General features: G+C 36.8%; 22 protein-coding genes. 12 read left to right on the top strand and 10 right to left on the bottom strand.

The genetic code is table 11. From position 1 onward, the window contains the following. Nucleotides 1-46: 46 nt before the first annotated feature. From CA265_25035 to CA265_25010, 6 genes are all read right to left on the bottom strand, one after another. Complete coding sequence (locus CA265_25035) at nucleotides 47-493, bottom strand: molecular chaperone DnaJ (GenBank protein ARS42749.1); 447 nt, start codon at nucleotides 491-493, stop codon at nucleotides 47-49. Between the two features lie 145 nt (nucleotides 494-638). Continuing rightward, nucleotides 639-1,217 (bottom strand): hypothetical protein, encoded by a 579-nt coding sequence (locus CA265_25030; GenBank protein ID ARS42748.1) that lies wholly within the window; start codon nucleotides 1,215-1,217, stop codon nucleotides 639-641. A 151-nt stretch (nucleotides 1,218-1,368) separates the two neighbouring features. Then, nucleotides 1,369-2,517: an N-acetyl-alpha-D-glucosaminyl L-malate synthase BshA gene (locus tag CA265_25025; GenBank protein ID ARS42747.1), complete on the bottom strand. Its 1,149-nt coding sequence runs from the start codon at nucleotides 2,515-2,517 to the stop codon at nucleotides 1,369-1,371. A gap of 138 nt (nucleotides 2,518-2,655) precedes the next feature. Next, complete coding sequence (locus CA265_25020; protein ID ARS42746.1) at nucleotides 2,656-3,054, bottom strand: NADH:ubiquinone oxidoreductase; 399 nt, start codon at nucleotides 3,052-3,054, stop codon at nucleotides 2,656-2,658. A 173-nt stretch (nucleotides 3,055-3,227) separates the two neighbouring features. Then, on the bottom strand, nucleotides 3,228-3,716 hold the full coding sequence (locus tag CA265_25015) for a hypothetical protein (protein ID ARS42745.1): 489 nt from the start codon (nucleotides 3,714-3,716) through the stop codon (nucleotides 3,228-3,230). Then, the gene (locus CA265_25010; protein ID ARS42744.1) at nucleotides 3,717-5,048 is read right to left on the bottom strand and encodes a tRNA lysidine(34) synthetase TilS; all 1,332 of its coding nucleotides are present in this window, start codon (nucleotides 5,046-5,048) and stop codon (nucleotides 3,717-3,719) included. 65 nt (nucleotides 5,049-5,113) lie between these two features. On the opposite strand from CA265_25010, the gene CA265_25005 reads away from it, so the two are divergent. The 3 genes from CA265_25005 to CA265_24995 are packed head-to-tail and all read left to right on the top strand — an operon-like array spanning nucleotide 5,114 to nucleotide 8,110. Further along, on the top strand, nucleotides 5,114-7,549 hold the full coding sequence (locus CA265_25005; GenBank protein ARS42743.1) for a hypothetical protein: 2,436 nt from the start codon (nucleotides 5,114-5,116) through the stop codon (nucleotides 7,547-7,549). 37 nt (nucleotides 7,550-7,586) lie between these two features. Then, nucleotides 7,587-7,808, top strand: coding sequence for a hypothetical protein (locus CA265_25000; protein ARS42742.1), 222 nt, complete (start codon nucleotides 7,587-7,589; stop codon nucleotides 7,806-7,808). Beyond that, on the top strand, nucleotides 7,808-8,110 hold the full coding sequence (locus CA265_24995) for a hypothetical protein (GenBank protein ID ARS42741.1): 303 nt from the start codon (nucleotides 7,808-7,810) through the stop codon (nucleotides 8,108-8,110). Before CA265_25000 ends, CA265_24995 begins: the two co-directional genes overlap by 1 nt. On the opposite strand, the gene CA265_24990 is transcribed toward CA265_24995, so the two are convergent. Next, the gene (locus tag CA265_24990; GenBank protein ID ARS42740.1) at nucleotides 8,105-8,683 is read right to left on the bottom strand and encodes a non-canonical purine NTP pyrophosphatase; all 579 of its coding nucleotides are present in this window, start codon (nucleotides 8,681-8,683) and stop codon (nucleotides 8,105-8,107) included. The two genes, CA265_24995 and CA265_24990, sit on opposite strands and share 6 nt — an antisense overlap. A gap of 147 nt (nucleotides 8,684-8,830) precedes the next feature. After that, complete coding sequence (locus CA265_24985) at nucleotides 8,831-9,484, bottom strand: hypothetical protein (GenBank protein ARS42739.1); 654 nt, start codon at nucleotides 9,482-9,484, stop codon at nucleotides 8,831-8,833. A gap of 95 nt (nucleotides 9,485-9,579) precedes the next feature. On the opposite strand from CA265_24985, the gene CA265_24980 reads away from it, so the two are divergent. From CA265_24980 to CA265_24940, 9 genes are all read left to right on the top strand, one after another. Continuing rightward, complete coding sequence (locus tag CA265_24980; GenBank protein ID ARS42738.1) at nucleotides 9,580-10,176, top strand: hypothetical protein; 597 nt, start codon at nucleotides 9,580-9,582, stop codon at nucleotides 10,174-10,176. A gap of 52 nt (nucleotides 10,177-10,228) precedes the next feature. Next, nucleotides 10,229-11,587 carry a peptidylprolyl isomerase gene (locus tag CA265_24975; GenBank protein ID ARS42737.1) on the top strand — a complete coding sequence of 453 codons (1,359 nt, stop codon included), beginning with the start codon at nucleotides 10,229-10,231 and terminating at the stop codon, nucleotides 11,585-11,587. A gap of 5 nt (nucleotides 11,588-11,592) precedes the next feature. After that, entirely contained in the window at nucleotides 11,593-12,555 is a 963-nt protein-coding gene (locus CA265_24970; protein ID ARS42736.1) for an AAA family ATPase, read from the top strand. Nucleotides 12,556-12,947: 392 nt separating this feature from the next. Beyond that, nucleotides 12,948-13,259, top strand: coding sequence for a hypothetical protein (locus CA265_24965; protein ARS42735.1), 312 nt, complete (start codon nucleotides 12,948-12,950; stop codon nucleotides 13,257-13,259). A 155-nt stretch (nucleotides 13,260-13,414) separates the two neighbouring features. Then, nucleotides 13,415-13,903, top strand: coding sequence for a hypothetical protein (locus CA265_24960; GenBank protein ID ARS42734.1), 489 nt, complete (start codon nucleotides 13,415-13,417; stop codon nucleotides 13,901-13,903). Nucleotides 13,904-13,913: 10 nt separating this feature from the next. Further along, nucleotides 13,914-14,501 (top strand): methyltransferase type 11, encoded by a 588-nt coding sequence (locus CA265_24955; GenBank protein ARS42733.1) that lies wholly within the window; start codon nucleotides 13,914-13,916, stop codon nucleotides 14,499-14,501. A gap of 29 nt (nucleotides 14,502-14,530) precedes the next feature. Continuing rightward, on the top strand, nucleotides 14,531-15,001 hold the full coding sequence (locus CA265_24950; GenBank protein ARS43122.1) for a hypothetical protein: 471 nt from the start codon (nucleotides 14,531-14,533) through the stop codon (nucleotides 14,999-15,001). A gap of 261 nt (nucleotides 15,002-15,262) precedes the next feature. Then, entirely contained in the window at nucleotides 15,263-15,784 is a 522-nt protein-coding gene (locus tag CA265_24945) for a hypothetical protein (protein ARS42732.1), read from the top strand. Between the two features lie 139 nt (nucleotides 15,785-15,923). Then, nucleotides 15,924-16,112, top strand: coding sequence for a hypothetical protein (locus CA265_24940; GenBank protein ID ARS42731.1), 189 nt, complete (start codon nucleotides 15,924-15,926; stop codon nucleotides 16,110-16,112). Between the two features lie 77 nt (nucleotides 16,113-16,189). Here the strand turns inward: CA265_24940 and CA265_24935 are convergent, their stop codons facing one another. Next, nucleotides 16,190-17,074, bottom strand: coding sequence for a glycerophosphodiester phosphodiesterase (locus CA265_24935; GenBank protein ARS42730.1), 885 nt, complete (start codon nucleotides 17,072-17,074; stop codon nucleotides 16,190-16,192). Nucleotides 17,075-17,296: 222 nt separating this feature from the next. Next, entirely contained in the window at nucleotides 17,297-18,154 is an 858-nt protein-coding gene (locus tag CA265_24930) for a cysteinyl-tRNA synthetase (GenBank protein ARS42729.1), read from the bottom strand. Nucleotides 18,155-18,157 lie beyond the last annotated feature (3 nt).

Genomic DNA, 18,157 nt, shown 5'->3' with positions numbered 1-18,157 from the left:
GGTCCCGATTTTCACCGGGACCATTCTAATATTGTATTTAGCAATTTTATGCTGGTTCTGCAACCCTTGCAACATTACGGTAAGGGAATTCGTTAAAAATGTGTCTGCGGGCAAAACGACCCGGAGAATCGGCATTAACCAATTTCACGTAGATTGCTTTTGGCACATCGAAATATTCGTAAGCACTACCATCAAAAAACTGGATATTTAAAACCTGTTGTTTGTATTCGAAATCCTGAATATTCGATAATGTTGTTGTTTGCGTATACGTTTCGATATTCTGTTCGCGTGTTTCTGGCGCAATACTTACCAGGAAATGGTAAGCTTCGATAATTTCTTTACTTCTGGCTTCTGCATCTAATTTCTCTTCTTCCTGCTGAAATTTATCAGGGTGACAATCTTTCATCAATGTCCGGTACACAGATTTAAGCTCTTTTAACTCAGCATTTTTATCTACGCTCAAAAGCTTTCTGTAATCAACTATTTTCTTCATTTGGGATAACCTCTTTTTATTTTTTGTTGAAATGATTTTAGGAATCTTTATCTGCCAAACCGTTTCAAGCCGCAAAGATACGATTTATAATCATTTGATTTTGAGAAAGTTTACTTTTGCTAAGTATTTCTTTTTTAAGGTGTTCTCAATAGCTCTTTTTTTTTGAGCCGTCATCATTGATAAATTTGAATTTATAATCTGGATCAATTATCTCTCCGCCAATATCCTGAAAAGATTCGAACATCCCCCTCCAATCTTCAGTATCATCTTCAACATCACTATCCCAGCAAATTAATCCGCAATATCCATTGTTAGTGTTTAATACAACACCAAATTCGCCTTCTAATGATACTTTGCACCCCACTTTAAAGCCCTGGTTTCGCTTCCATCTACTTGATCTACTATAAATTTCTATTCCCAGCTTATATTCTTTCAAAAATTGAAAAGAATCCCATTCTCCATTAGGCCTAAACAGATTCATAATACTTGTAAAGTCAGGGACATTATCACCATGGATATAATAAAGTTCTTCAACAAAGAGATCAGTAAATTTTTGTAATTCAACACCACCTATATTTCTTTGAATTAAATCTTTTAACAATCTTTCCGCTTTGAATAAATCATCAAATAACTCAACGAGTTCAAATTTTTTCCAGTATTGGCTTTTGGTAAGCTTAATAGATGACTTTTTCTTAAAGATATTTTTAAAAAAATTATGAAGCATAGATTTATATTTAAGAATCAAATATACATCTCATGCTCTGCAAGAAAAATATCAAATCTACAAATCAATTTATCTTGATGTATATCGCAAAAAAGCCATCCGATTTATATCGAATGGCCAAATAATTTTTTTCTAACCCTTGATTTTAAGCCTAATTTTGATATTTAGCTTGTAACGAATTTTCGATTACTTCCTTATAATAATTAACATAAACCGGGAGGATCTTTTTCAGGTCAAAATCTTGTGCCCTTGCAAAAGCATTTTCTTTGAAACGATTCAGGGTTTCATCATCTTTTAATATTTCAATGGCATGGGCGGCCATCGCGTCTACATCTCCAACGTTGCTCATGTAGCCACAAAAACCATCAACGTTAAGCTCGGGTAAACCGCCGGCATTGGTGGTAATTGCAGGCACTTTACAGGCCATTGCTTCTAATGCTGCTAAACCGAAGCTTTCAGATTCTGACGGCATTAAGAAGAGATCTGAAACCGATAGGATTTCTTCTACCGCATCCTGCTTACCTAAAAACCTTACATTTTCGCAAATATTCAATGACCGGCATAATTGCTCATCGTAAGCACGTTCAGGTCCATCACCTACCATTAACAATTTGGAAGGAATTACAGCCTGTACTTTTTCGAAAATCCGGATCACATCAGCGGTACGTTTCACTTTCCTGAAATTACTGGTGTGAATTAAAATACGTTCGTTATTCGGCGCAATTGCTTTTTTGAAATGCCCTTTTGCCTGTAAACTGAATCGCGAAAAATCTATAAAATTTGGGATTACCTTAATTTCTTTTGTAATCTCGAAATGGTTATAGGTATCTTCTTTTAAATCTTCCGACACTGTAGTTACGCCATCGCTTTGATTAATAGAAAAGGTAACCACAGGTTTATAAGTTGGATCTTTACCTACCAAAGTAATATCGGTACCGTGCAAAGTAGTTACCACAGGGATATTGATACCATAGCTGGCCAGAATCTGCTTCGCCATAAACGCTGCAGAAGCATGTGGAATAGCGTAATGAACATGTAACACATCAAGCTGTTCGAAACGGACAACATCTACCAGTTTACTGGCCAAAGCCGATTCGTAAGGGGCATAATCGAAGAGTGGATAATCTCTTACCGAAACTTCATGATAAAACAGATTAGCCGAAAAGAAATCCAGCCTGGCAGGCTGACTATATGTGATAAAGTGAACCTGATGACCCTCGTTAGCAAGTGCCTTACCAAGTTCTGTTGCAACTACTCCACTACCGCCAAAAGTGGGGTAGCAAACAATTCCTATCTTCATTGTACATGTATTGTTGTTACCGCAAATGTACCCGATTTTAATCTATATTGCGTGTCGGCTTATTGCAATAAAAACAGATAGCTTTTCGAGAACAATTGCCGCAGATTAGCAGATTAATTTCAATTCGAAAATTGAAGCTTAATAGCTTCTAATGATTCTTTTGTACTGCAAAGATTTTTCATTAAAATTAATTAACAAACCTATTCCTAGTTTTGATATAGCGAGATAATTCAAAACTTGCGCATAATGTTCATTTATCAACTCAGATTTAGATTTCACCTCGATAATAACTTTATCATCGACAACAAAATCAGCATAAAATTTATGTTTAAGTATAGTTCCTTTGTAATTTACAGAAAATTCTTTCTCTCTTTCGTACTTGATATTTCTATTCCTAAGTTCGAATTCTAGCGCATCTTTGTAGACAATTTCTGAAAACCCTTTCCCCAAAATACGATGTATTTCCATCGTAATTCCAATTAACAAATAACATTCTTCCTGAAAAGGATAATCAATATCACTATATGAATCTCCCATAAATATAAGTTTATTTAATCTGCGAATCTGCGGCTAAAACATCCTCCATTACATCAGCGAACTTTCAATTAAAATGCCAAATCAAAAAACCTCATGTAACCTTTAATAACAGGTAACATAGAAATCACTAGAATATAAGATGAGGAAAATTGAGGAAATTTCTGCCTAAATAATTATTTTAGGTTTCTCATTTCCTCTTTTATCACAAGGAAAAGTTCGTTAGGTCTTTGGGTACCGATAAAATATTCCAGACCATCGCGATCGGTTAAAACAACCGCATCCTTACCCGACGAATAAAAGCGGATTGTACCTTTTGTATGCAGGTTATAAACCGGATTATTGAAAAAATAACGACTATAGGTTGCCTTACGCACATCAACAATGCTGTTCAGATCAATCTTAACGCGCTTGGTTGTCCAAAGGCCATCCAGGATCATGCTGCCATTATCGACCACAATTTTGTACTGAATCAGGAAAAGCAAAAGCATAGAAACGCCGATAATCCCAAAACCTACCACGAGGAATAGGTCTTGCGTATTGTCGCGATCGCGCTCATAAACGTAGGCGGCAAAACAAAATGCAGCCATAATCAGCCTAATGAAAATACGAACATAATCACGGCCGATGTATTGTTTTTCGATATAGGCGTATTTGCTTTCCACTTATTTAATTTTGAGTTCGAATATAGCAACTTTTTTTGTTGCAGTAGTTAATTTATATCGGTTATCCTGGCGCATACCCGCAATCCAGACAATTTCGCCATTTCCGTTAACCAAAATGGGTGTAACGCTTTTCAAATGTAGGGGAACTTTCTCGTCGATAAAATAATCGCTCACTTTTTTGGGGTTTCGCATACCCAATGGGATAAACTTATCTCCGTTTTGCCAATTCCTCAGCACCAATGGAAAAATTAATTTATCGGCATTAACAAAAGCTTTGTTCAAATTCGTTTCGAATTTCAATTCTTCTGTAAACTTCAATGAAATTTCATCATTGGCAAAAGCAATGTTTTCTGTTGTTGGATGGATAAACTGATTCGCCGTAACCGATGTATTTTTTTCAACAATAACCAGATCACTCCTGTTGATGATGGCTTGATGTGTGCTGCTAAAAAAATGGGTGCCACTTAAAGCCTTTAAACTGTCTAAAATTTCCTGCACCACATTTTCACCAAAATTAAAAGGCTTAAGTAGCTCGTAAAGCAACAGTTTTTGTGGGTTCAATTTCGAAACCTCTTCTAGAGGAATATAAATTCCATCAGTCCGTTTATTTAAAATTTTACTTTCAAGCTTTTGAACCTGTATATTTAAAAAAGTCTCAATTTCTGCAAAACGAGCAATGTTCTCTGCAAATGTTTTTTCGAGATTTGGGTTAATTTCCTGCAAGTGCGGTACAACCTGTAATCTGATTTTATTCCGTGTATAATTTGTACTGGCGTTCGAACTGTCTTCTACAAAATCGAGGTGATTTGCCCGTACCATTTCATCAATTTGTTGTCGGTTTAAAAACAATAAAGGCCTGATCAATAAATCACGTTTTGGCAAAATGCCATGCAATCCACTTATCCCGGTACCACGCGTAAGGTTAATCAGTACGGTTTCAACCGCATCGTTCTGGTGTTGGGCCAGCGCAATATAATCGTAGCCCTCTTTACGCCTGATTTCCTCAAACCAGTGATAACGCAAATCGCGTGCTGCCATCTGGGTAGAAATTTTATTTTCGGCCGCATATTTTTTGGTGTCAAAATGCGTTACATAGAAAGGTAATCCCAAATTTTTGGCTAACAGCGCAACAAAACTTTCATCACGTTGTGCTTCATCAGCCCTTAAATTAAAATTACAATGTGCCACACCAATATCAATGCCTATTGCTTTAAACAAATGCAACATTAATACCGAATCTTTTCCTCCGCTTACGGCCAAAAGAATCCTGTTAGCCCGAACAAACAGCTGTTGCTGTTCAATAAAATCCTGAAATTGTTTTACGGGTAACATCCATCAAAAATATTTAATTTTAACTGGTATTCCGAACGTTCGGAACAAAAAACTAACTTTGTAGTGTGCAAAAACTATTTGTCTTTTTATTCCTGCTAATCAGTCCGGTATTTTTATTCGGTCAGCAACCCGCTTCGAAGATTAAAATCGTTTCATTTTCCAAAATAACCGGAGATACCAAGAAAAAAATCAGCTACTTGCGTAACCCGGTTTTCCAACAGGACAACGCAACTTTAACCTGTGATAGCGCTGTATTTTATAGTGAACGGAACTATTTCGAAGCTTTTAAAAATGTACATATCAACCAGCTTACCACTGATATTTATTCTGATCAACTGGAGTATGATGGAAACAAAAAACATGCGCATTTAACCGGAAATGTAAAAATGATCGATCCAACATCGATTTTAACCACCAATATTTTAGATTATAACACCCTCAGCAAGATCGGAACTTACACCAGCGGAGGTAAAATTGTAAATAAGGAAGTTACACTGACCAGTAAAAACGGCTATTATTTTAGCAACTCAAACGATGCCTATTTTAAATATGATGTAGTTGTGGTTACACCACAGTCGACTATAAAATCGGATACCATGAGCTACAATACACAAAGTAAATGGACTTTTTTTTACGGGCCAACCAACATCAAAGGAAAGGACGATAACCTTTACACCGAAAATGGTCAGTATAACACCATGACAGAAGATGCCTTTTTTGGCAAGAAAAATCTTTATACACAAGGTACAAGATCTTTAAAAGGCGATAGTTTGTATTATTACGGGAAGAAAGGCATTGGCAAAGCTGTAAAAAACATTGTTTTTTCGGATACGAAAGATAAAATGAAAATGTTCGGCGATTTGGGTTATTACTATAAACTAGATCAGCGGACTTTGGTTACCCGAAATGCCTATTTAGGAATAGGTACCGAAGATTCGGTAATGGTGAAAAATAAAAAAAGACCGGACAGTTTATGGTTGGGCGCCGATACCTTAGAAACCCAGATGGTATTGCAAAAAACCTTAAAATTAGTGCCCAAAATTTCCATCAAAGCAGATAACCAGGTTGGAGAGGATGATGAAGAAACTGGCGAGAAAAAAGAAAAAACTGAAGCAAAGGAGAAACCAGAAAGTCAGAGTATTCCAAAAGAAGATAGGAATAAACGCAATACCACAAAAATAAGCAGAGCTGACAGGAAGAAAAAGAATAAGGGTGATGCTACGACAGAAGATCCGTTAAACCTGAAGGATAAAAGTATTGACAGCTTAAAATCGAAAGTAGATTCGCTTGGCAAAGATCTGCCCGGGCTTAACCCTGATAGTTTGCAGAAAAATAATCTTCTAAAGAACAAAGCCGATTCCATTATCAAAAACCTGCCTAAAATTAAAACGGATAGCCTGAAAAAGCTGGCTGAAAAAGCCAATTCGATAGTAAAAGATGTATCGAAAACTAAAGTCGATAGTCTGCAAAAGAAAATCACCGATAAGGCTGCTCCAATTGTAAAGGATATTTCAAAAACGAAAATTGATAGTCTGCAAAAGAAAATAACAAAATCGGGCGCCAAAGACAGTTTAACCAAAGTTCTGGGAAATTTAAAAACCGGTGCAAAGACTGATACCGCCAAGTTTAATCCGGCAGATACCGTTCAAACCCGTATTATCAAGGCTTACCACGGCGTTAAGATTTTTAAAACGAACATACAAGCGAAAACCGATAGTCTGTTTTATACCAGTGCCGATTCTACTTTACGTTGCTATAGTAATCCGATCATCTGGTCGGAAGGCTCTCAACAGGTTGGCGACACTATATTTGTGCAGTTCAAGAATAAAAAACTGAATAATCTACAGGCATTTAGAAATGCATTTTTAGTTAATACACCAAAAGATTCGTTAAGGTTTAACCAAATAAAAGGAAGGTTAATGACGGGCTTCTTTACGAATGGGAAATTTAAGAACCTCTATGTGGATGGCAACGCCGAAAGTATTTATTATACCCAGGATGATAGCACAAAGGTGTATAAAGAAATGAACCAAACCTTGAGTAGCAGGATAAAGTTCATCTTTAAGGATAAGGAAAATGCCATTGAGGAAATTGTTTATATCAAGGGAATAGAAGGAGCCTTAAATCCAGAAAACACGATTGCAAAAGATCATGTATTAAAAGGTTTTTCGTGGAAACCTACCGAACGTCCAAAATCGAAGAAAGATGCCATTGGCTCTTCGGGCAAAGCAAAGCCCAAAGTAAAGGCAAAGGCAGTTGCGGGTAAAACCGTAGCTGGCACTAAAACGACAAATCCGGCAACTAAACCATCAACAACAGCACCTGCGGTTAAACCGAAAATCACCTTGGGAAAAGACAGTTTAAACGTGGATAAGAAATTGCCACAAGCTAAACCGGCAGATACGGCCAATTTTGGCATCAAACCTATTTTACCAAAAAAGGATTCAGTTCAAACGAAAAAAGATTCTGTTCAGGTGAAAAAGGTGGCTGGTAAAATGTAGTTTTTGCTATTCACTAAATTAATGGCTAAATTTATTCATGGATTTACAATCAGAAAAACTAAGTGTACTTCAACAGATCATTAATTCTGATGATGAAAGTTTAATCAGAGATATTAAATCACTGATTACTGCAAGAGATTTTGATTGGTTTGATGGATTAAACAGCAGCCAACAAGATGATGTCCTGGAAGGAATAAACCAACTAGATCGGGGTGAAAGTTTTAGCCATGAAGAGGCTAAAAAAAGGTTTAGTGTTTAATGGATATTATTTGGTCTAAAAAAGCTGGCGAAACTTTCCAAAAAAATATTGATTATCTAAAAGAAAATTGGACAGAAGTAGAAGTAAAAAAATTTATTATAAGGGTATTTGCCTATCTCGATACCCTGTCTGAGGAACCATTAATTTCTAGAAAAACCTATAAAACAAAGAATACACATATAGGTTTTATCATCCCACACATATCAGTTGTGTACCGAATTAAACCAAAAAGCAACACTTTAGAAATCGTAACTTTTATAGACAATCGGCAAAGCAGCAAGAAGAAAAAAAGATTTCTATAACTCTTCCTTCAAAAAATTCATCATCTTTTTAAGTGCAATGGCACGGTGGCTGATTTTATTCTTCTCGGCCATGTCCATTTCAGCAAAGGTAATATCATAACCATCCGGCTGAAAAATAGGATCATAACCAAAACCTTTTGAACCGGATAATGCTGTTCTGATGGTCCCCTCAATTAAACCTTCAAAAATATGGTTTTTACCATCCTGCATTAAAGAGATTACCGTTTTAAACCTCGCTTTTCTGTTGGAGTTTCCCTCAAGCTTAGCCAAAACCAATTGAATATTTTCTAAACTATCGCGGCTTCCCGAATATCGGGCAGAATAAACGCCGGGTTCGTTATTCAAGGCATCAACCTCTAAACCACTGTCGTCGGCAAAGCAATCTAAACCAAAATGTTCAACCACATAACTGCTCTTTAAGGTTGCATTTCCTTTAAAGGTATCAGCCGTCTCGGGGATATCAACCAAACAACCAATATCTTCCAGATTTAACACTTCATATTTACCTTCAAGCGCTGAGCGTATTTCTTCGGTTTTATGTTGATTATTAGTGGCAAATACAAGTTTTTTCATTGTAACAAGGGTAAAAGGTTTAAGGTGTAGGGTGTAGGGTGTAGGGTGTAGGGTGTAGGGTGTAGGGTGTAGGGTGTAGGGTGTAGGGTGTAGGGTGTAGGGTGTAGGGTGTAGGTTTGAAAGATCGGGCGTTACGTTGTTACAGACTTATTTAATTTTCTGGAGGTGGCCCCAAAGCGTTTTTTTAGCCGTTAAATCACTATCCAGCTGATGGAGATTAGGGGCGAAAACTATTTTAGTTGTTTCATGAATGATGATTTCATTCTGCCAGGTAAGGTTTAGTCTCAAATCTGCAATCGCTACGCCAAAAGATAACATAATGGCTGGTTTAAAAAACCGGTGCAGTTCTGCATAATCAGTTCCACTGTAATTTGCATAGTTTAAAATGGCAAAATCCGGTGTACCCAAATCTACCGCCTTTACAATTTTCCGCAGCAGTTCCCTACCCTGTTCGGTACTTACATCGTTCTGGTTATCATTCACCAAAATCAGTACCGATTTTTTATTTCCACCTAAAAATTTAAACGTTTTTTCGGGTGCTGGTTCGGCCACAATATGCGGAATTTCAGGCGCTTGCGGATAAACTTTTGGCACATTTGTAGCATTAATCCCAGGAATTTGTGTTATTTCCGGTTTTAAAACTGGTTCTTTTACTTCATTAAGGGAAACATTTTCGACAGCCAAAACTGGCTCTGGATTACGTAAAGGCAGAATTTCTACGCTTTCATCCTTTACCAGGAAAACCTCTTCGGTAAAAAATAAACGTAAAGCATTCGCATTGTTGGTAACCTGGTTTTCCATTCGTATTTTTGTTGGATAATAATTTCTGTTAAAATTAGTTAAATATCTTATAATAGCGTCGCTAATTGTTACTTTTATCCCTTAAAATTTATAGAGTGCTCTGCGTGAGGAAAGCTTACTGCTTATTTATTTTCAGCTTTATTTATAGCATTTCGTTTGCACAAAACGTTGCTGTGGTAAATGGTAAAACAATAAGTGCCAAAGAATTTATGTGGGCATACAAAAAAAGCCATAACGGCAGCGTTAGTGCGGCCTACGATACTTTACAAGCCTATTTAAACTTGTACATAAATTTTAAGCTTAAAGTTTTAGATGCCCGGGAGATGGGATTGGATAAAAATGCCAGTTACCAGGAAGAAATTAAAACCTATGAAGATGCACTGGCCACACATAAAAAAGTTGGGGTGAGTAGCAAAGATCACGATTTCTTATTGAATGAATACCGTGAAGGGGTTTTGATGTTTAATGTTTCTGAACAAAAAATATGGAACAAGGCACAGGAAGACGAACAGGCGATAAATGAATTTTACAGCAAAAACCAACAAAATTACAATAAACCTTTAAGCGAAGTTAGAGGAGAGGTAATTGCCGATTACCAACTGAGTTTAGAGGAAAAATGGCTAAAAGGCCTGAAACAAAAATATCAGATCAAAATCAATGAAAACGAGCTGAAAAAGCTGGCCAGGTTATAAGCCTGATTTTTTTTGACCATAAGTATTAAATTTGCAAAATATAACAAATAGAATGAAGAAAGTTTTTTTAGTAGCAACCGCTTTAATTTGCCTGTTTCTAAACAGTTTCGCACAAAAGCACACTGTAGATAAAGTTGCTGCTGTTGTAGGAAATAATATTATCCTGCTATCAGATTTAAACCAACAATACACGCAATATCTTTATCAGGGAAACCAGCCCAATAATGATATTAAGTGCAAAATATTACAACAAACCTTAACCCAGAAACTGCTTAAACAACAAGCCGAAATCGATTCGGTAATGGTAGAAGATGGTGCTGTTGATGATGAGGTAAACAAGCGTATGCGTTACAGTATGCAACGTGCCGGTGGACAAGAGCGTTTAGAGCAATTCTTAAACAAATCGGTTCTGCAATACAAAGATGAAATCAGGCCATCAGTAAAAGATGAGTTGATTGCACAGAAAATGCAGCAAAAAATCACCGAAAACATCAATGTTACGCCAATGGAGGTTGAAAAATATTTCAAATCTTTAGGTGATAGCATCCCTGAATTTAATACTGAGGTTGAAGTTGGTGAGGTGATTTTAAACCCACAGTTAACCAGAGCAGAAAAACAGAAATTCCGCGATAAAATTGAAGCCCTTCGTTTAAGGGTTAAAAGTGGTGAGGATATGGGTGTTTTAGCAAAAACTTATTCTGAAGATCCGGGTTCTGCTGCCGATGGTGGTGATTATGGTTTTATCGACAGAAACACCATGGTTAAAGAATTTACGGCCTGGGCATTTAAGTTAAAAGCAGGAGAAATTTCGCCTGTGTTCGAAACAGATTATGGTTTCCACTTTTTACAGGTTTTAGAGCGTAGAGGTGAGCAGGTACACGTTAGACATATTTTAATTATGCCTAAAACTACACCTGAAAGTTTAACCCGTTTAAAATTGCATGCAGATAGTATTTACAACAACATTATTGGTAAAAAATTAAGTTTCGCTGCTGCTGCAAATCTTTATTCTGATAATAAAGAGAGTAAATACAATGGTGGTATGATGCTTAATGCCGAAAACGTTCAGGCAAGAAGTACCTTTATTCCGGTTGATAAATTAGATCCTTCAGTATTTTTGGTAATCGACAGCATGAAAATTGGCGGTATTTCTAAACCAGATTTATTTACTGCAGCTGATGGAAAACAAGGTTACCGCATTTTATATTTAAAATCTAAAATACCTCCGCATAAAGCAAACTTAGCGCAAGATTTCCCAAAAATCAGAGATGCCGCACAAAGTGATAAAATTAATCGTACTTTAAGCGAATGGTTTGAAAAACGTCGCGAAAGCACTTACATTAAAATCGACGACGAATTTAACACCTGTGATGAATTAAAAATCTGGACTAAAACCACAGCCGCAAAATAACACCAATGCAGTATAAGAACGAAGTAGAAGCTGTTGATGCACTTCATCAATCTTTCAACAACATTAAAGCCGAAATAAGCAAAGTAGTAGTTGGACAAGATGACATCATAAAATCTGTTTTAATCGCCATTTTTAGTAACGGACACTGTCTGTTGGTTGGCGTACCAGGATTAGCCAAAACTTTACTTGTACAAACAGTAGCTTCAGTTTTAGACCTCGATTTTAACCGGATCCAGTTTACACCAGATTTAATGCCAAGCGACATTATTGGCGCAGAGATTTTAGGAGAAGACAGGCACTTTAAATTTATAAAAGGGCCTGTTTTTTCTAATATTATCCTGGCTGATGAGATTAACCGTACCCCACCAAAAACCCAGGCTGCTTTGTTAGAAGCTATGCAGGAGAAATCGGTTACCGCAGCTGGACAGACCCATATTTTACCAAAACCCTTTTTCGTTTTGGCTACCCAAAATCCTATTGAGCAGGAAGGAACATACCCCCTACCCGAAGCTCAGTTAGATCGTTTCATGTTCAACATTCAATTAAACTATCCTGCCTTTGCAGATGAATTGAACATCGTTAAAAACACCACCAGCAATAAAACCGTTCAACTGCAGAAAATTATCCATGCAGATGATATCCAATATTTCCAGAAACTAATCCGCGATATTCCGATCACCGATAACGTTTTAGAATATGCCGTAAAATTAGCAGCTAAAACCCGTCCAAACAGTGAATTTGCAACTGATGCCATTAACAAATACATCAGCTGGGGTGCCGGGCCACGTGCCTCTCAGTTTTTAGTGCTGGGTGCAAAATGCCATGCCGCAGTAAGTGGAAAATACTCGCCGGATATCGAAGATGTTAAAGCCGTTGCTGAGCCTATTTTACGCCACCGTATTGTGCGTAACTATCGCGCCGAAGCTGAAGGTTTATCGATCGAGAAAATTATTAAAGATTTATTGTAATAGCTGATCGGAATTTCTAATCCCGACCTACCAGAATCGTCACCCTGAACCGAGCCTTAGCGAGCTCACCGAAGGTAATTTATTCAGGGTCTTGCCTGCCTAAAAAGATGCTGAAACAAGTTCAGCATGACGTAACGCCTAGCCTTGCATATGCTTTAAGGACAAATTAAAGAAAATATTAATTGGGCTCATGTTAAAAAGATTAATGAGTTGACAAATTCTTGCCTGCTTGCTATTAAAGTTGTCAACTCTAGAAAGTATATCCATGAACTAAGGATTTGTAATCCTTTTATTTTGGATTATAAATCCACAATACAAAAGATCTGGATTGCAAATCCAGACCAACAAAGATTACCTTTTTACATTCCGGGCATTAAGAATAAAAGAGGTACATGGAAATCGTAAATCCCATCCTTGCATTTATATGGCGAAGGATAATTTCATTAATATTCTTAGTTCTTTATATCGTTAGCTGGATATATACTTTCATATTTTTTCATACCCAGCCGGTAAGTACAAAGCTAAGATGCGGCATGCCCGATTTTGGTATGATTGTAGGCATCCTATCTCTCACTTTTATCTACTTTGTCACTTTCTTGATCATCACCCTGGTGAGTAAAGGCCGGTCAAAAAAAGAATTCATTGTGATTACCGCAATGATTCCTTTACCACTCTACATTGGAATAATCGATCTGTTAACTTAAACTTTGTTAGTCAGGATTTTCAATTCTGACTCATGAACTAAGGATTTGCAATCCTTTTATTAGTGGATTATAAATACAAAAGATCCGGATTGTAAATCCAGACCGACAAAGAGCCTCGCAACACAAAATTCATCCCAAACAATTATATTTGTTTTATGATGGGTGCCAATAAACTTACCGGTGCTATAGCCGCACTGATGGATGAATATAAAAAGGCGATTGACGAACTTATTGCAGTAATCGAACCAATTAGCCCGCATCAACTGATTAAAACCATCGAGCCAGAAAGTTCAAATACCGATTGTATTTCCATTCAAACTATTTTGACACATGTAACCGCTGCCATGTTCAGTTATGCGGTGTATATCGAAAATGCCATCGGATTGCAAACAACAAGGCCAGCACGACTGCAGTTTGATCAGGTGGCTCCTTATATCTCAAGACTTCGGGAAGCGCTTAAATATAATGAGGACTTTTTCATCAGAAACCCCGATATCACCATGGAAGAGTTCGATCAAACCAAAAAGATAAATACAAAGTGGGGACAGCAATACGATGTAGAACAAATGTTAGAGCATGCCATCGTTCATATTTTAAGGCATAGGCGGCAGATTAAAAATGCTTTAATTCAATTTAATTCTTAACACTAAAAATTTGAGCGCTCAAACCAATTTCTATAACCGGTTTTCTTTTTTATATCCACTGGTCGATATTTTTCTTAAACCGCAAAAGAAAAAATTTTTCGATGAGATTAATCAACTGCCCTATGGGAATCTGCTCGAAATCGGTGTGGGAAACGGCTCGCATTTCCCGCTCTATAAAAATCACAAAATTACCGGCATAGAAATTTCTACATCGATGCTCAACGCCGCTAAAAAAAATTCAAGTGGCGAAATTGAATTATTTCAGATGAATGGAGAACAACTCGAATTTGCGGCGGATAGCTTCGATTATGTGGTGTTATCGCATATTATTGCTGTTGCAGATCAGCCAGAAAACTTACTCATGCAATGCCACCATGTTTTAAAACCAGGCGGAAAACTCTTAATATTAAATCACTTCACCCCAAACAATTGGTTAAAACATGTAGATCGTATATTCAATTTAGGTTCTGGCTTATTTCATTTAAAATCATTATTTTACATAGAGAATATTAAGGCGATAAATCGGTTTAAACTTGAAAAAGAAATCGCTTTAAAACCACTCTCCTATTTTAAAATTCTAATTTTCACCAAATCTTGAAAAAGCACTATTGGTATATATTATTGGCGCTGATCGTCAGCTTGTTTATATATGTGTTTTACCGGACAGATAAAACGCTGGTGAACCAGGTGATTATTCAGTTGGTTTCTTTCAAAACCTATCAGCACCTCAAACTCATCATTACCGCAAGCTTGCCATTAAACAAATACATCATTTATTCACTTCCTGAAGGTTTATGGGTTTTCTGCATCACCTTAACCTCAAAGGAATTTTATTTTGATCTTTTCAAAAAGCGCATTAATTGTGTTTTCATTCCACTTGTATTTGTTGTAGCACTCGAATTGTTTCAGTTATTCCGCATTACCAATGGCTATTTTGATTTTTTTGATATTGGCATTTCATTGCTTTTCTGGTTAATAGCAGCCAAAATTATCGATACACAGCAACGTTTAGAAAATCTCTTCCATTCGTTAAATTATAATAACCTGTTCTGCGTACTGAGTTATTGCATCGTCTATTTCGCACATGTAATCCATTAAAAATTTTATTTTAAAATTTGCAATTCGCTGGAAATAAATATCTTTGCATCAAAATTTACAGAAATGCTACGTCAACTACATATCCAACAACTAAACTTTAGCCCGTCTTGTGGCATAAAGGGCTTGGGTATTGACTTAAATTTCCTTCCCAACCCTTAGTGCGGTTTTAAGTTTAAATACCCTAAAACCCATATTTAAAAAATCAATTTAGTACGCATTTGATCGGCATTTAACCGCTTATCAAAATTAATTATATCCGTTATGGACATTTATACCACTGTAGAAGAAAAATATCTGCAGGCCATTGAAGAATTGCACTGGGGCGAATTACCCAAAGCACTTCAGTATTTTAACGAAATTATTGTTTTCGACCCTGATTATGCAAGAGCTTATTTTCAGCTGGGCGATATTTATCAAAACCATTTTAAAGATTATAAAACCGCAGGTTATTATTACAAACGTTGTATTGAGCTGGATGCCGATTTTCCTGAGGTTTACAAACCCTATCTGGAACTTGTTATCACGCTTAAAATGCATAAACTGGTAAAACAGGTTGCCGAAAAGGCTTTGCTTGTACCTGGTGTTTGCGAAGCGCACATTTACGAATGTTTAGGTTTGCATGCCGAGCAACAGCAAAATTTTGCAGAAGCAGCAAACCATTTTAAAAAAGCAGAACTGTTTAACGCCGTTCAGGATGAGCAAAGCACGATTCTGGAGCATCAAAACCGTATCAAGAGCAAAATGAATAGCACAAAAACAATGATTTACGATTTACAGGGATAAAAGGCGCTGCCTTTTATCCTTTTTAAAGCCTGGGCGATCTTAAAATACTATTCGCCAAATTACCCTTGTTATTTTAATTTTGTTACTATCTTTACCGCACAATTACAAAGCATAAATCTTTAAATCAAAAATATTCGATATGTCAGCTCACGATTCACACGCACCGGTTCAGCAAACAAAAGGCATTTGGGCTTTACCATTAACGGCATGGATTCTGGTTTTATTATTGGTTGTTTATTTCACCAGGCCAATCTTTAACCACGAAGAAGCATCTGCTCACCATGAAAAAACTGAAGCAGCGCACGAAAAACCAGAAGCACACCACTAGGAGCTTCCCGGTTATAAAGCATAAAAAAAGCGTCCCAATGTAAAATCAGGACGCTTTTTTTATACCAGTTATATTCATTATTTAAGCTGGCCCATAATGTTGGGAAAATCCGTAATGATGCCATCTACACCCAGACTCATAAAATAATTCACCTCCTTTACCGTATTAACCGTCCAGGGGATAATTTTGATGCCCATTTCGTGGCAGCGATCTACCAAACCTTTACCTACCAGAACCGAGTAAGGACTATAAATGGTTGGTTTAAATCCTAATTTCTCAATATAATCCTCAAAAGGCTCTTTTTCATCAATCAATAATGAGGTTTGTATTTTTGGGTATTTCTCGTGCAGGTATTGCAGCGTACGCATATCAAACGATTCGATAATCACTCTTTTGGCAAGTTTTTTCGAATTAATAACATCCATAATCAACTCTACAAATTCTGCAGGCTCCGGATGAAATTCATTGTCGCCCTTTTTAATTGTTTTTGTTTCGATACTATATACAGGTTTAGCGAGTTTGTGTTCTTTAACATAAGCCTCTACCGAATCTATTGTCTCAGAAAGCAGCGGTTTGTAAGCTTTAAACTTCATCTGTCCGGGAAAGCGGCTGTGAACTTTGCTGCCTACATCAAACTTTTTAATCTCCTCATAATCCATCTTGTAGATGTTATAATTCTTCTGATCTTTGAGTGTAATCGGCTTCCCGTTGGGTTGTAAAGAAATCTCGTTATTGAAGTAGGGCTCCTGCGAAAGCACCACTTGTTTATCTTTCGAAATCACAGCATCCATTTCTAAAGTGGTTACGCCTAAATCGATCGCTTTTAACATACCCTCGATGGTATTTTCGGGCATAATACCGCGTGCACCAGCTTTACCCTGTACATCGAATTTTTTCTTTTGAGCCGAAACGTTAAAGACCAGTAAAGCGAGAGCAGATAATAGAAGTACTTTTTTATGCATGAATTTTAAACGTAAAATGTATAGTTTTATTTGTGGTAATAATTTTTGGAGCGCAAAAACAGTGCTTTTATTTAATGCTTGTCCCCGCTTTCCACTATATCCTTTCCGCTGCGCTACAAGGATGCCGTTTCAATCGGGGCTAAATTAGGCCTTAACTGCAAGTAAAGAAATAAAAAAAGGGCTTCTTTTTATGGAGAGCCCTCTTTAATTCACATTTGTTATTTATCTTTCTGCTGGTACAAAGGCTTGTACAATTAAGTTCCAGCTTGCGTCAGCTCCCTTTTCATAAACGAAAACATAGTTAAAACTTTCGCGTAAATCGGCCTTGTAATCAATCGTTGCAACACCATAGGTATAAGCCAAATCGCTGCCGATTGCCTTATCTACGCCTGTTGTTTTCAAATTAATTTTGCTGATCATTCCGTTATAGAATGTAATAATTTTTCCTTTTCCGTCAATGGCTTCGTTGCCCGGGAAAAGTAAACGTGCATCGTTGGTTAAAAAACCTCCAAACGCTGCAATTCCATGTGTTTTTAACAAAGTATTTAATGTTTTCTCAGTAGTTAAGATAATTTCTTTACCAGCCTTGATTTCTTTTTCATTTAAGAACTTTGGTGCCACATGATCTTTCGGTTCAATAAACTGTGGGCTCACTTTAGCTAAAGGTTTATTACTTTCTGTTCCTAAATCAATGGCTAATTTCCATCTGCCGTTTTCTGGTTTCCAGATCGATAAGTATTGACCGTATTTTTTCTCTGAAGTTCCAACTTCATATGGCCCGGTAGTAAAACCTAAATCGCCGCTACGTGATACTTTGGCCAGGTTTGGTGTCCATGTTACATCGTTTTCAGCATTGGCTTTACCCGCGTAAAAAGTTTTGGCATTAACCGGATTTGGCCTGAACACTAAAGTGCTCGTTGATGAATAGTCTATAAAAGCTTCTTTATCTCCATTTTTGGCAATTGACTTAGCAAAATCCTTCTCAGCATTTACTAAAGATTTGGTTGTACCGTCGCTTTTTTGGGCAAAAGCACCTAAGGCTAAAAGCGAAGCTATTGCAGTTGAAAATAATTGTTTCATTAT

It is taken from the genome of Sphingobacteriaceae bacterium GW460-11-11-14-LB5, assembly GCA_002151545.1.
Classification (GTDB): Bacteria; Bacteroidota; Bacteroidia; order Sphingobacteriales; family Sphingobacteriaceae; genus Pedobacter.
This window is presented reverse-complemented; position numbering and strand designations above follow the sequence as displayed.

Excerpts from the sequence above, each read along its gene's own strand:
- CA265_25035 (ARS42749.1), bottom strand. The coding sequence starts at position 493 with ATGAAGAAAATAGTTGATTACAGAAAGCTTTTGAGCGTAGATAAAAAT.
- CA265_25030 (ARS42748.1), bottom strand. The coding sequence starts at position 1,217 with ATGCTTCATAATTTTTTTAAAAATATCTTTAAGAAAAAGTCATCTATT.
- CA265_25025 (ARS42747.1), bottom strand. The coding sequence starts at position 2,517 with ATGAAGATAGGAATTGTTTGCTACCCCACTTTTGGCGGTAGTGGAGTA.
- CA265_25020 (ARS42746.1), bottom strand. The coding sequence starts at position 3,054 with ATGGGAGATTCATATAGTGATATTGATTATCCTTTTCAGGAAGAATGT.
- CA265_25010 (ARS42744.1), bottom strand. The coding sequence starts at position 5,048 with ATGTTACCCGTAAAACAATTTCAGGATTTTATTGAACAGCAACAGCTG.
- CA265_25000 (ARS42742.1), top strand. The coding sequence starts at position 7,587 with ATGGATTTACAATCAGAAAAACTAAGTGTACTTCAACAGATCATTAAT.
- CA265_24995 (ARS42741.1), top strand. The coding sequence starts at position 7,808 with ATGGATATTATTTGGTCTAAAAAAGCTGGCGAAACTTTCCAAAAAAAT.
- CA265_24990 (ARS42740.1), bottom strand. The coding sequence starts at position 8,683 with ATGAAAAAACTTGTATTTGCCACTAATAATCAACATAAAACCGAAGAA.
- CA265_24985 (ARS42739.1), bottom strand. The coding sequence starts at position 9,484 with ATGGAAAACCAGGTTACCAACAATGCGAATGCTTTACGTTTATTTTTT.
- CA265_24975 (ARS42737.1), top strand. The coding sequence starts at position 10,229 with ATGAAGAAAGTTTTTTTAGTAGCAACCGCTTTAATTTGCCTGTTTCTA.
- CA265_24970 (ARS42736.1), top strand. The coding sequence starts at position 11,593 with ATGCAGTATAAGAACGAAGTAGAAGCTGTTGATGCACTTCATCAATCT.
- CA265_24965 (ARS42735.1), top strand. The coding sequence starts at position 12,948 with ATGGAAATCGTAAATCCCATCCTTGCATTTATATGGCGAAGGATAATT.
- CA265_24960 (ARS42734.1), top strand. The coding sequence starts at position 13,415 with ATGATGGGTGCCAATAAACTTACCGGTGCTATAGCCGCACTGATGGAT.
- CA265_24945 (ARS42732.1), top strand. The coding sequence starts at position 15,263 with ATGGACATTTATACCACTGTAGAAGAAAAATATCTGCAGGCCATTGAA.
- CA265_24940 (ARS42731.1), top strand. The coding sequence starts at position 15,924 with ATGTCAGCTCACGATTCACACGCACCGGTTCAGCAAACAAAAGGCATT.
- CA265_24935 (ARS42730.1), bottom strand. The coding sequence starts at position 17,074 with ATGCATAAAAAAGTACTTCTATTATCTGCTCTCGCTTTACTGGTCTTT.
- CA265_24930 (ARS42729.1), bottom strand. The coding sequence starts at position 18,154 with ATGAAACAATTATTTTCAACTGCAATAGCTTCGCTTTTAGCCTTAGGT.